The sequence below is a fragment of the Blautia sp. An81 genome, from assembly GCF_002161285.1.
GTDB classification, from domain to species: Bacteria; Bacillota; Clostridia; order Lachnospirales; family Lachnospiraceae; genus Blautia; species Blautia ornithocaccae.
Genome location: NZ_NFHH01000048.1, coordinates 1 through 14,296, shown reverse-complemented (window position 1 = coordinate 14,296; position 14,296 = coordinate 1). Strand labels below are relative to the sequence as shown.

Below are 14,296 nucleotides of genomic sequence, written 5' to 3'. Positions count from 1 at the left end.
CCCAACACCGTCATTGCTTCTGATGCAGGTGGCACTAGGCTACCGCTAACGGAATAGCGGGTTTAATCAATATTTCGTTGTTAAACAATTATCTATGCGACTTCAAGTCGCACCCACGGACAATCCAGGTCATGGAGCGCCACAAGCCGGTCCTGCACATTGGTGCCAGCGCCCATTTTGGAGGTGCTGCCCAGCAGGACGCGCACCTGCCCAGTGCGAACCTTGGAAAACAGTTCTTTCTTCTGCACCTCGGTCTTGGCTTCGTGGATAAAAGCAATCTGCTCGGCGGGCATTCCCTGGGCGATGAGCTTCTGGCGGATGTCCTCATAGATGGTAAAGGCAGGCTCAGGCTCATCCAACGGCACAGCCTGTTCCAGCGCATGAAGTGTGGGATTATCCAGCTGTTTGGCTGCCTTTTTGGAGGGGGCTGCCTGGGGCGTGGAAATGTCGCAGAATACCAGCTGGGTCAGCTTGTCAGCCTCGCCGTCCCGCCAGATCTGCATGATATTACCCACACACTGATTGACCTTGGTGCCGGGTTCATCCGGCAGCAGCTGGTTGATGATACGCTGGTCCAGACCCAGCTTGCGGCCATCGCCGGTAATCTTGAGCATATTGTCCTCTGAGGGGTCAACGCTGCCGCTGTGTACCCTGGAGGCGCGCTCGGAGAGAACCTGCACCATCTCTTTTTGGTGTTCAGTAGGCTGGGCCACGATGTTGTGGTATTCCACCTCCGGGGTGGGCAAGTTCAGCTGATCGGCGGTTTTGATGTCGGTAACTTCACGGAACAAGTTCATCAGCTCCGGGAGGTTGAAAAACTTGCTGAATCTCGTTCTTGCCCGGTAGCCGGTGCCTTCCGGTGCCAGCTCCAGCGCCGTGACGGTTTCTCCGAAGCGGCTGGCCCAGCAGTCGAAGTGGGTCATGTTCAGCTCTTGCAGGCGGTCATACTGGAGATACCGCTGCATGGTGTAAAGTTCATAAGGTAGGAAACGCCACGCCATACTTCCTTTCGTCCGTGGTCTTGGCGTAACCCCCTCCAGAACCGTGCTTACACCTCTCGATGTACACGGCTCGCCATCTTTCATAGTTTAAGTGATTTTGTCTTTGCTTCTTCGTAGCATTTCGGGCAGAGAGCCAATGACTTCCGCCTTTTCAGTAACATCAGTTCATCAAATTCATTATCAGCGTTCAAATCTTTTAAGCGCTTTACATGGTGCATATACACTTTCACGGGGTTTGCTCCGCACATCTCGCATTGTCCGCTTTTTAAACGTCCTGCAAGACTATTCGGTTTTATCTGCCCTCTGTATTTCGGCATAATGTCTACAAATTCAGGTGCGATATTGTTATTACGCCTAAATCCTTCATTGTAAAACTCACACCGCTTTGTTCCACTCTTGGTTTTGTAATCTGCGCCAAAGTCGCCCTTTACGCTACGGTATTTCTTATACATCTTCATAACAGAAGAATTATATTTTGCCGCCAACGTCTTTAAACAGCTTCCACGCATGATAGAATGAAATTTCCCCAGATTGCATACATTGATTGCTAACCTGTAATAATTGTACAATCCTCTGATTTCAGAATTATATTTACTGATGATTGCCACATCGTCTAATGGCATAAGCGCCCCTCTGTGGAGTGGCTTCCAAATCTCTTTGCCGTTTTCGTCTTTTTTGATTTTAAACGCACCGTATTCGTGCAGTTTCGCAATCCATTTTTCTTTCGGCATATATAACTGCACTTTTCCATACCACACCCGTTGCAGACCTTTTTTCGTCCGCTTTGTGTCCTGACTTCTTGATATTCTTATGTCGTATCCAAGATACCGCACCTTTTCAGAGGAATGGGTAACGTGAGTTTTCTCCTCCGACATTGTGAGATTTAGCTTGTCTTTTAGAAATATCTTTACCTGTTCCTTGATATTTTCAGCATCCTGCTTTGAACCTGTTATTGAAATCAGGAAATCGTCAGCGTAACGGTTGTATTGAAGTCTTTTGTAATTCTCATCCATCTCGTCTAAATGTGGTGTGGACAACATCACTTTCCTTGCTTCTTTAAATGCTGCTAGGTTTGCTTCTGTGCGCTCTATTTCCAGATTTTTCTGCGCTTTCCGATAAGCCCAGCGTACCTTATCATGGTCTTTGTGGACTTTACGGCTTCTTGTATCGCCTTTGTCAAAACTCTTTTTCATCCTTGCCATGAACTCATCAAGTTCATTCAGATAGATGTTGGCAAGTATCGGACTGACACCGGAGCCTTGTGGACTGCCGGAGTACGTTTCATGGTATGTCCACTGTTCCATATATCCTGCCCTTAGAAACTTCCACATCAGCGATATGAACGCTTCATCTTTTATGCGCTTTCTCAAAAGCTGTATTGTGATATGGTGGTCGAAGCTGTCAAAACAAGCCTTAATGTCTCCTTCGATTATCCACTTTGCACCAGTGAACAGCGTTACGATTTCTTTTAACGCTGTGTGGCAACTTCTTTTCGGTCTGAAACCATGTGAATTATCAGAGAATGTCGGCTCATAGATTGCTTCAAGTATCATACGGACAACTTCCTGTAACAGTTTATCGTCCGTTGACGGAATCCCCAATGGGCGCTTTTTACTGCTGTTTTTCTTCGCAATATAAACACGCCTTGCAGGGTTCGGCTGGTATGAGTGGTCTCTCAGCTTCTGAATGAGCTTTTCAATGCGCTCCATGCTCATACCGTCAAGAGTGAATCCGTCTGCACCTGCCGTCATGCTCCCCTGAGAGGTCGCAATATTCTGGTATGCAAGCAGATAGAACTCTGGGTTGTACAGGTTACGGTATAATCTCTCGTACCTGTACTCTTTGTTTTTTGCTTTTTCACTTAAACTTTTCAATACATTTTCGGGACTTCTCATAATGCCTCACGCACCTTTCCTTATTATTTGTATTGAAGAAAGACTGTCTCCCTTCGCCATGTGGACGGCTTTCCCGTCCTCGGACTACTACGGAGACTCTGTTGCCATAGTAAATATTCAGAGTCACTTTTCTCATAGCACTCATAGCCGATTTTCGGCATTTTACCTTAGGCAATCCCCGTTTAGAACTGTAATAACATAAGCCTGTTATGATTTCGGATGTGACGTTCGTCGTTTTCCATTATCCTATGGCTGATTTACTCTGGGTATCTTGTGGATACGCATGGCCGACTCATATCCACCAGAGTACATGCGAGTATAACTTCCTTACGCATGGAGCAACATTTTGCCCAATCTCCGACTGTCATTCAGGCAGTTTAGCTTTCATCCTTATTCATAACTTTTCGCCACTACCACGCAAACACTTTGGAAGTTTCCGTGTTTCGTGCCCTCCGACATGCTACACTCCCCATCGGGTTTCCCCTTTTGGATAAGTCGGGTGACGATAGGGTGCGGATTATTCCGCTTTGATACCTTGCCCTATTACTTGCTCAAGGTAAGATTATTACAGCCCCTTACGGGCGCACCGTCATACTGTTGGAAATCGGCGTACCTGTGGCAAAGGTAATGCCCTTGCCGCCTGTCAGCTCGTCCATGTACTGACACTTTGCAAACATATCCGAGGACTTCTGTGCTTCCGTCTGTGCAATACCCGCCACGTTCCGCATCTTGGTGTATAAAAAAAGGTTCTTATAGTTGTGGCTCTCATCTACAAACAGCCTGTCAACGCCTAATTGTTCAAAGGTTACTACATTGTCCTTGCGGGAAGTATCGTTCAATCGGCTCAGCCTTGCGTTTAATGATTTTTTTGTCTTTTCCATCTGTTTAATGGTGTAACGCTCGCCCTTTTCCGCCTTGACCGCTTCGATTGCCATTTCAATTTCCGTTATCTGCCGCTCGATCATGGCAGCCTGTCTTTCCGTTGAAAGCGGTATCTTTTCAAACTGCGTATGCCCGATAATGACCGCATCATAGTCCCCGGTTGCAATACGGGAACAGAATTTCTTACGGTTGGCAGGCTCAAAATCTTTCTTTGTGGCAGCTAAAATATTGGCACCCGGATACAGGCGCAGGAAATCACTCGCCCACTGCTCTGTTAAGTGGTTCGGTACGACAAATAAGCTCTTTTGGCAAAGCCCTAACCGCTTGCTCTCCATTGCTGCAGCAATCATTTCAAAGGTCTTACCTGCACCCACACAATGGGCAAGCAGGGTATTATCCCCGTAAAGCTGATGTGCCACCGCATTTAGCTGATGCGGTCTTAATATAATGTCGGGTGTCATGCCCGGAAACTTCAGATGTGAACCGTCATACTCTCTCGGTCTGGTGGAATTGAAAAGCTCGTTGTACTTGGCACACAAAGTCTGTCTGCGCTCCGGATCACGGAATACCCAGTCCTTAAAGGCTTCCCTGATGGCTTCCTGTTTCTGGCTGGCAAGCGTGGTTTCCTTTTTGTTAAGAACTCTCTTTTCCTTTCCATCTTCCTCAATCGTATCAAAAATACGGGTATCACGAAGGTTTAAGGAATCCTCCAGAATACGGTAGGCATTTGCCCGGCTCGTTCCGTAGGTCATATTGACAAGGGAATTGCCACGATCCGTATTTTTGCCCTTTACGTTCCACTGTCCTGTCACATCGGAATACTGCACCCCGACAAGGTTGCGGTCAAAGAGGTAATCCGGTGTTTCAAAGGTTTCCCGCATGAAATCCTCGATGTACTTAGGCTCAATCCATGTGGCACCGATACGCACCTCAATCTCGCTTGCATCAAGCTCCTTTGGCTGTACACCCTCAAGGGCTGTGACATTGATTGCAAACTCCGGACGATTCTCTGCAAAAACCCTTGCGGTTGCCAGCTTCTCCCGGACATTGCCACTTAAATACTCGTCTGCGGTTTCCCACTTTTCTGTGACCGGATTCCGGAAAATAATTCCGGCAAGTTCCTTTGCCACATCTTCCTCGCTTTTTCCCGTAAGCTCCGACATATAGGCTAGGTCTACCCTTGCCCTTTCCCCTAATGACACCGCCAGTGCTTCACTTGCGGTATCCACGCTTGTGACAACCTCTGCTTTTTTAATGGTTCGCTTTGAAAACATATCAGCCTTGCCTTTGAAGTTGCCCTCATCGTCTAATTTCTCCAATGAACAAAGCAGACAATAGCTTGAGTCCTGATTAAACGCTCTCTTATTGGTCTGTGAATTAATCAGACCGTATTTCTTGGAAAACGCATCATACAGCTCATTAAGCTCTGCCTGCTTGCTCTTAATCATATCTTCTGGATATTCATTCAACTGATAGTCAATCAGCTCCTGTGTACAGTCACGAATCTGCACCATGCCTTTCATGCGCTGCTCCATCGTTTCTGATACGTCCACAGGCTTCATAATGGAATTTTCCCGATAATACACCCTCTCGTCCACGATCGTGTAACTGTAATTCTTCACGCCTGGATCGGCGGGAATGGCTTCTCTTGCCAGCTCATCATCAAGCTCATCAAACTCTACCTCGTCTATGCTGCCCTCGATGTGGGATATAGCCATTTCAAGCTGTTCAGATAGAGGAATGGCTGTATCCGGTGTACAGGTGGCTTCCATGCCAAACTGCCCGCTGACCATTTCCATTTTTCCCATGATCATCTCCGGGTGGTCTGCAAAATACTGGTTCATGGCTATTCCATCTTCATTTTCACAAAGATGTACCCAATCCGGCTCGATGTCGATTACCCTGTCACGTTTCTTTAAGAAAAGAATGTCCGAAGTGACCTCCGTCCCCGCATTTTCCTTAAAGGCTGTGTTTGGAAGCCTGATTGCTCCAAGAAGCTCCGCTCTCTGCGCAAGGTACTTTCTGACTTCCGGGCTTTTCTTATCCATTGTTCCTTTTGAGGTGACAAATGCCACCACGCCGCCCGGTCTGACCTTATCCAAGGCTTTGGCGAAAAAGTAATCGTGTATGAGTAAGTTATGCTTATCATAGGCTCTGTCTGCCACCTTGTACTGACCGAAAGGCACATTTCCGATTGCCACATCAAAGAAATCATTGGGATAATCAGTCTTTTCAAAGCCTGTGATCTTCACATCGGCATTCGGGTATAGCTGCCTTGCAATTCTTCCAGTAATTCCATCAAGCTCCACACCATAAAGCCTGCTCTCCTGCATATTCTCCGGCAGCATACCGAAAAAGTTGCCGATACCCATTGCCGGCTCCAAGATGTTACCTTTGGAAAAGCCCATTCTTTCCATCGCATCATAAATCGCCTTGATAATCACAGGGCTTGTGTAGTGGGCATTTAAGGTGCTTTCCCTTGCAGAGTTGTATTCCTCAGCTGACAACAGGCTCTTTAATTCCTGATATTCACTTGCCCAGTTCGCTTTGGTTTCATCAAAGGCATCGGCAAGACCGCCCCAGCCCACATATTTTGCTAAAATCTCCTGTTCTTCTGGTGTGGCAATACGGTTTTCTCCCTCAATCTTTTCAAGCATTCTGATTGCTTCCACGTTCTGACAGAATTTTTCTTTTGCCGCAAAGCCTTTCCCGGCGCTTTCCTCTGTTTCCGGAGCAATGTGGAAGTTTACTGCACCCGATTTGTCAATCTGTGGCTGTTCCTTTGGCGTTTCTGTCTGCTCTATGGAAGGCTCGCTCTCATAACGTGCCGCATACTGTCTGGCATCCTTTAACAAACCGTCCATCTCCAGAGCTTTTTCTGTTTCCCCGCTGAGCGTCTGCATCATTACATAGTCTGCCGCTTCTGCAAAAAGGAAATCATAGACCTCTTTTCCTTTTAAAGTGCGCTCATCATCAGCAATTGTGACTGCCTGTGTTTCCTCGTTCCAGCCAACCACATCTTTCCGGTTTAATGCCCCACAGATTTTAACCACAGCCGACATTTCAGACAGCCTTTCATTTAGCTGCTCTATGTCTGCTTTTTCGGTTTCCGGTGCTTTTGCTTCTCCTTCAGAAATGGTTTCTGTTTCTTCCCTCTCCGGTACAGGCTGTTTTTCCGTCTCCCTATCTAATTCCTGATACCGCCTTGCCTGATTGGTAAAACCGTCAAGCACAGCCGGGTGTGAGGTTACAATCAGATCTCTCGTATTCCATTCTGCACTCAGTACAATGCCCTTTGCCCATTCCTTGTTATTGACGGAAAATCGCCCGTCATGGGATAAGTGTGTAATAGTGTTGGCAAGGACATATTCCACACGCTCCTTTCCATACTGCTCAATCACACCCTTTGCGGTATCTCTTGGAAGCGTGGCACCGTCAAAGTTCTCTGCAATCGCCTTCTCAATGGCTTCCTTACATTCCAGGCGAGTACCATGCTCTAACTTCTCCTGTTCTTTTTGCATGGCTTCCTCTGCCTGTTCCTGTTTGTACTGTGCATAGGCTTCCTTTCCCTCCGGCAAAAGGTATTTATCTGCCTGCACAAGCTCCCAGATACGTTTCTCGACAACATTCCAGTTTAAAAGCACCTTTGCGTAAGGACTGCCATAGTTACCTTTCTCCAGACGGATACCTTTGGCATCGTGATCCTCGTGCCCACTGTCACTTCCCGGAAGTGCATGGGAGCTGCCACCCGTACCATATTCATTTTTCAGAAAAGCAATGTTATCTTTCTTGTCATGCCCTTCCATGAAATACTCATAGATACGGAACTTTCCATGTTCAAAGCCGCTTCCACCAGTCAGCCTGTAATCAATCTCGTCCTGTGTGATGAAGTCCTCATTCCTTACTTCCACCGTATCAAGTACCGGAAATTCTTTCTTTTCCACACCTAAATCTGCAAGCTGTTCTAATAAATAATCCGGTCTTTTCACATACCGCCATTTAATCTGCTTTTCCCCGCTGTCAAGCTGTGCTTTTGCCTGTTCAAGCTCATCCTTAATCAGTTCTCTGCCCTCAGTGGTGGATAAAAGCTCGCATAGCCTTTCCATGCTTGCCGGGTAGTTAGAAAATTTAAGCTCCAGACTCTCCGGCATTTCCGATATACCGTCACGGAAGAAATTGTTAATGTCCGTAGCAATTCTCTCACGCTCCACCGCATCCACAAGGAATACTTCATTGGCACTCATATAAGTACCATTCTCCACCATAACGCGGATATGGCTCTCCACTTCGCTCCAGCTCATCACTGCAAGGGCATTTTCCTTTGCCGATGTACCGTAACCTATACGCATACCCATTTCATCAAACCACAGTGAAACAGGATTTCCGTCAAACTCAAAACCTTTTCCGGTGGTCTTATACTCGTTCTTTAAAAATTCTGCCATTTCTTCCGGTATCTTACCCTGCTGATACTTGGCATAGATACGCTTTCTGCTGTTATCCCTACCGCCGCCACTACGCAAGATACTGTCAATCTGCTCCTGTGGCAAAGAAAAAGCAGCGGGCATGGTATACTGAATACTTGCTTCCGCTGCTGCGATAGTGCCGACCTGTTCCTCAAAGCTCGGAAACAGGCTTAACTGCTGATAGGTTCCCTCCGGCTGTTCGATATTTAACTGTAGATCAGTTCCGTCATCACGATCTCCTCTGCCGAGTGTACGATGCTGTTCATCTTCGCTACCCAGAGCATCTGATTCTCTGCTTTCATCTGCTCCGTTATCCCCTCTCTCTCCTTCATCTGTCCGGTCAGAAGCTCCATTCTCTCCTCTGCCTGCTCCTGTATCATCAACAGGTGTTCCTTCAGCTTCCCGCCCAGAAGAAGTCCCGTATATACTCCGTTTTTGTGCTCCTGTAAGAACTTCTTCCTCATCAGTCCGTACTTTGTCAGTACCTCCTTCGGCTGTTCGTCCATTGCTACCATCGGTATCTGATAATCCCCGTTCTTCTCGTATGTCAGATTCATCATATTTGCTCCTTTCCCCGGCTTCTCCGGTCTGTGTGATAGATTCTCCGTCTTGGCTTTTGCTTTCACGCTTTAAAGCATTGTAGCGTCTTTCTGTGGTATTTGCAAGTCCTTTTTGAACAGAATTTTCCGCTGTGCGGTTCTCTGCTTTCTCCCTCTCATACACCCCAATTGCTTTGCCTATCTCCATCAGGATAGGCTTTGATAAATCGGACACATTGCTGCCAAGCTGTGACAGCGTTTCCACTGTGTTAAACTCATGGATATAAGGGAAGTTTATTTCCTCGGCAAGCTCGTTCTCCTCCATGCTGCAACGCTTTAAGACGGTATAAGCAATACTGTCAGCAAGGGTTTCCCGTATCCTTACTTCTATATTCAGCTCGTCCAGTTCCTCCAGAAAGCTCCCTTCCTTTATATATTCCATATCCGAAGCAAGCTCTTTGTAACAGTCCTCTGCAATCCGTCCGGCAATCTCCCGAATACGTCCCACAAACCCGGCTTCCATGTCGGTGTCCCCGTAAGTCTTTTCCAGACGGGAAATCACCGCTTCCATGTGTTCCTCACGCATTTCCCAAAGGTTAGGGAATTGTCCGATTCTTCTTGCCTTATGCACATCTGAAATATCAAAGACGTATTTTAAACCGAAAAAACTATCCTCATCAATCAGCGCAATGCCCTTTGCACCTTTGTTTACCCAGCAGTGCATCTTTTCATTCCATATCTCTATGGAAGCACAGGCGGTTGCATCCGGTCTTTGAGCATAGATTAAAAGCTGTTCCTTGAACGGATATTTGTACAGTCCGGAAGCAGTATTTAAGTACCGCCTCCAGCTTTCTTCATTCCGCACGACTTCTTTTGCTGTTTCTTCTGCCAGTGCGGAAATCAATTTATATTTTCTCATGGTAAACCTCCATTCTTATTTGATTTTCTGCAACAAAAAAGGTGGCTATGGTTCGTTCATGAGCCATTGCCACCAGTGACGGTATACTTTATTCAATTTTATCTGCCCTTTCTAACTTATGAGTGCACATTTATTATAAAAAGCAGTAAATTGTTTCTTGAATTTGCTACTTTCCTCAGTTCTCATTTTTCTCATCACGTTCTTCCTCTTTCAATTTAAGTTTATCTATAAAGAACATTCGTAATACATCTAAATATTCATCTAAGTCTGTCTTGGGTACACTATCATATATATTCCGGCAAACAGCTTTTTCAAAACCATGAATATTAATCATCATGGCATACGCACAATCCTGTCTATGAAATTTGTAAAATGAAAGTTTTTCTAATATTTTAACAGAAAGATTGTACCATTCTTCTAAATCTTCAAAAGATACTCTTGTTTCCCTTGCTTCCTGTACTCTTGAAATATCATAATGTGCTATCAATGCATCTCTAATTATTTTAAGTTCACCACATTTTTCTTGCCCCTTTTTCATCTCTTTTTTTAATTCCTTATTGCCCAAATATGCTCTTACATCTTTATTTCCATTACAATTATTTGAAATATAATCTTTTAATTGATAAAAACCAAAATTTTCGTTTTTACTAGTATTTGTAGTCGCAAATAATTTCATCGCAACCAGAATCATTTCCGATACTGCCGTATTCAAAAATGTATTCAAAAAACGTGTATGTAATAATAATACTCCATTTTGGGGAAATTCCTCCTCCAAGAAACTAACTATTTTTTTACAATACATTAACTTTGTACTATATGAAACAAGTTCAGTCCTTATCAATTCTAACATGCTCTCATATTTTTCCTGTGCCTCATATGTCATAAAATTTTTATAATACATCAGATTTTTCTTATTATATTCATCCATAGTACCTTCGGTCAAAAAGCGATCCATATCAGCCCAAATTTCCTCATCTTCTTCCATTTTATCTTTCCATGTAGAATTATATAAAAATAACTTCGCTGGCATTTTGCGCCTCCACGCAATATCTCTTTCTGTCATTTCCTCTTTTTCACGTTTAAAACGTTTTTGAATGTTTATACAATTATCGCATTCAAATTTTGTTTCCGGATTATCTATCAACTCAAAAAATCTATCTATATGTTCTAAGAACGCTTGCAATTTAATCGCATCATTAAAATCTGTACGAAAATTTTCAACCAACACACTTCCCTTTTGAATCATTTCATATAGCTTTCTGTCTTGTAAATTCATTATATATGCCACCTTTCACCTAAATTCAATTGGATTTTTATATCTTTATGTTACCATATTACACATTTATCTTTATTCTTTCAAAAAACGGGGCTATCGGCTAATGCCGATTTTGGCCCCTTGGTAGAAAAGAAAGAGACTATTCCGTAAAATCCAGGCTTTTATAAATTCATAGCTCTTTATGGAATAGTCTCTTTCCTTTTCTTCACTTTATTTTTGGGCGCAAAAACCCCTTCTCTGAATACTTTGGAAGTGCTCCCTTTGCTAAGCGGTTTTCTGCCCCTTTTTTCCTTCATATTTCTCAATCTCATGTTGTAAGAACCGATGGTACTTCATGATATTTCTTCCCATTGCATACAGCATGAACTCTTTATACACTTTTTCTTCTGACCGGTAGTTGAACCGTCGGAAGCTTTCGTTTTCTTTGATATCTCCAAAGTGCCCTTCCGTCTGGATCGACCGGGTCTGTCTCTTCAGGATCCCTTCCTCACTCTGGATATTTGTATTGGATTCTTCCTTCAGCTCTTCCCAGCGTTCATTGATCTTCATCACTTTATTCCGGTCTGGATTCTTTTGGGCATTGTATCTATAAATACATTGGGCTTTATGCTCACAGCCGCTGCAGTCCATGCAGCCGTATACCTCCACTGTCTGGGTGTAGCCATCCTGCTCTTTGCTCTCTGTCCGGATATGACGCAGCTCCCTTCCATCGTGGCAGATGTAATAGTGCTCGTCTTCAAAGACAGCATAGGTCATGTTGTAATACTTCCCGATGTCTTCTTTATATGCACGTGTCTTCCGTTTTTCATGATCCTGAAGTTTGATAAAACTCCGGATCCTGTTTTCTTTCAGGTACAGCAGGTTCTTCTCACTGCAGTAGCCGCTGTCGGCAGTGACGGTCTCCAGGGTGTCCCCAAATGCGCTGCGGTGCTTTTCCAGGACCGGGATCAGCGTATTGTAGTCTGTCCGGTCATTGCTCACATAACTGTGGACGATGAAATAGTTCTCTACTGCGATCTGGACATTATAGGCCGCCTTCAGCTGGCCGTTCTGCATATGGTCCTCTTTCATCCGCATGAACGTTGCTTCCAGATCGGTCTTGGAATAGCTGTTCCGGTCTTTCCCCATGATCTCAAAACATTCCTTATACTCCATCAGGCGGCTGCCGCATTTTTCCAGTTCCTCATAGAGTTTCTGGATCTCCGGCTTGTGTTTCCCTTTTCCGGAAACGAATACGATCCCTTCTCCTTCTGCGATCCTCATCAGATTCCTCTGCAGGTTCAGGATCTCCAAAGGGGAACAGTTATCGATCTCAATGATGGTATTATTAGGGATCTTCTTATGCTTTGTGATCTTCCGTTTTCTGTTTTTTTCGATGACCTTCCGGACTTTCTCCATCCCTTCGATCACGAACATATGGGCATCCCCCAGATCATATCTGGGTCCATATCCATTCTCATGCAGGAATGTATTATATTCTGCATAAAGGGTATCTATCGTATCCAGCAGGCCTGCCAGATGATAGTTGAGCGTCCCACGCCAGACAAAAGTATACCGGTTGGCATTCGCTTCGATCTTTGTCCCATCAATATAAAGCTCCTTCAGGGTGATAAAGCCTTCCTTTTCCAGACGGCGCATAAACTGATAGTTCAGTTCATCCAGGACTTCCCCGGTCAGCTTTTTCCCTTTAAAATCGTAAAAGACATCCCGTTTTGGCTTCTGGCCTTTGGTTAGCCAGATAAAGGCCAGGTCTCTTTCACAGAGTTCAACAATGCGGTCAACAGCCCGGACTCCGCGCATATTAGCATAGGTAACAACAGAATACAGCATGATCGGGTTAAAACCGGTTCTTCCCTTATCTGAATAACAGGCCAGCAGGCCTGAAAAATCTAAATCCTCCATTACTTTTTTCAGGGTATAGACTGGATCGTCATCGGGTAAACCCAATTCGAAGAGACTGAAGTTCAGGACAAACGCATGAGTAAATAAATTGTGAACAAATCTCCTTTTATGTGATATGCTGAAAATAAAAAGGAGATTTGTGCTGTGGAAGAATTGTTGGAGTGGATGGATTATATCGAAGATATACGACAGGAAAAGAAAGTCCGCCATAAACTAAAGGATATTATCGTGATAGTATTGTTTGCCACATTGTCCAATGTAGACGACTGGGTGGAAATGGAGTTTTTTGCCCATTATCATGAAGAGTACCTAAAGAAATATATTGAACTCAAAAATGGAATCCCATCCCATGATACTCTTTGCCGGGTGTTTGGGATGCTGTCTCCGGAAGTTCTGCAGAAATTATATCAGAAATGGCAGGAACTATTGAACAAAGACGAGGGAAAAGCATTAAGGAAACTGATCTGCATTGATGGGAAAACCATGCGCTCCAACAAGAGAAAAGAGGGAAAGCCGAACCACATCCTGACCGCATGGAGCCGTGAGGACGGGTTTAGTCTGGGTCAGAAGGCAGTGGACGAAAAGAGCAACGAGATCACGGCGATTCCGGAGCTGCTGGAAAAAATCCGGATCAAAGGGCAGGTAGTAACCATAGATGCGATGGGGACACAGAAAGAGATTGCGGAAAAGGTCCGAAAAAAGAAGGGGGATTATGTCCTTGCATTAAAAGAAAATCAAAAGACAATGTATGAGGATGTACGCCTGTTTTTTTGTGATGAGCAGGAAAAGGAGCAGCTAAAGAAAAGGGGAGCCTACTGTAAGACGATAGAAAAAGCCCATGGACAGATAGAGATCCGGGAGTATTATCAGACGGAGCAGATTGGCTGGCTAAGCCAGAAGAAGGAATGGGCAGGCTTGAAAAGCATAGGGATGGAGGAAAAGACCATAAAGAGGGAAGGGGAGGAAAAGAAGGAATATCGCTATTACATCAGCAGTCTGAAAGAAGATGAGAAGTTATTCAGCCTTGCGGTGAGAGGACACTGGAGTGTGGAAAGTATGCACTGGCATTTGGATGTGACCTTTAAAGAGGATGCGAACACAACGTTAGATAAGCAGGCAGCAGAAAATCTGAATATCATACGGAAATGGTGTATAAGCATCCTGAAAATGGTAGAAATTTTTCGACCTAATCTGTCTATGAAAAAGAAACGATTTGTGATCAGCATGAATCCGGAAGAGTTTTTGGAGCAGGTTTTGAATTTTTAAAAAGTCAATTTTTTAAATGAGGGAGGAAAAAGATGAGGGCGTAAAATTTTCTGTGTCTATGGGAAAAATTCTTCTTTGATAAGAAACAGATATGTATAATTGCCTTGTCGGAACTTCTGCTTTTTGGCTGTCGAATTACTTATCTGTTTATAG

The 14,296-nt window shown here is 44.6% G+C and carries 5 protein-coding genes and 1 pseudogene; 1 reads left to right on the top strand and 5 read right to left on the bottom strand.

Going from position 1 to position 14,296, the window contains the following annotated elements; genetic code table 11:
* Nucleotides 1-113 precede the first annotated feature (113 nt).
* From B5G33_RS20415 to B5G33_RS20390, 5 genes and pseudogenes are all read right to left on the bottom strand, one after another.
* Nucleotides 114-977: pseudogene (locus B5G33_RS20415) on the bottom strand (SNF2-related protein); the annotation flags it as partial.
* A gap of 104 nt (nucleotides 978-1,081) precedes the next feature.
* A complete protein-coding gene (locus B5G33_RS20410; protein WP_002576337.1) occupies nucleotides 1,082-2,896 on the bottom strand; it encodes a reverse transcriptase/maturase family protein in 1,815 nt (604 codons plus the stop codon).
* Between the two features lie 575 nt (nucleotides 2,897-3,471).
* Entirely contained in the window at nucleotides 3,472-9,699 is a 6,228-nt protein-coding gene (locus tag B5G33_RS22165; protein WP_087418930.1) for a DUF3849 domain-containing protein, read from the bottom strand.
* Nucleotides 9,700-9,874: 175 nt separating this feature from the next.
* Nucleotides 9,875-10,975 carry a hypothetical protein gene (locus B5G33_RS20395; protein ID WP_087418929.1) on the bottom strand — a complete coding sequence of 367 codons (1,101 nt, stop codon included), beginning with the start codon at nucleotides 10,973-10,975 and terminating at the stop codon, nucleotides 9,875-9,877.
* Between the two features lie 264 nt (nucleotides 10,976-11,239).
* Nucleotides 11,240-12,994, bottom strand: a complete 1,755-nt coding sequence (locus B5G33_RS20390) for an IS1182 family transposase (RefSeq protein WP_143276565.1) — start codon at nucleotides 12,992-12,994, stop codon at nucleotides 11,240-11,242.
* Nucleotides 12,995-13,021: 27 nt separating this feature from the next.
* On the opposite strand from B5G33_RS20390, the gene B5G33_RS20385 reads away from it, so the two are divergent.
* Entirely contained in the window at nucleotides 13,022-14,143 is a 1,122-nt protein-coding gene (locus tag B5G33_RS20385; RefSeq protein WP_087275080.1) for an ISAs1 family transposase, read from the top strand.
* The last annotated feature ends 153 nt before the right edge of the window (nucleotides 14,144-14,296 follow it).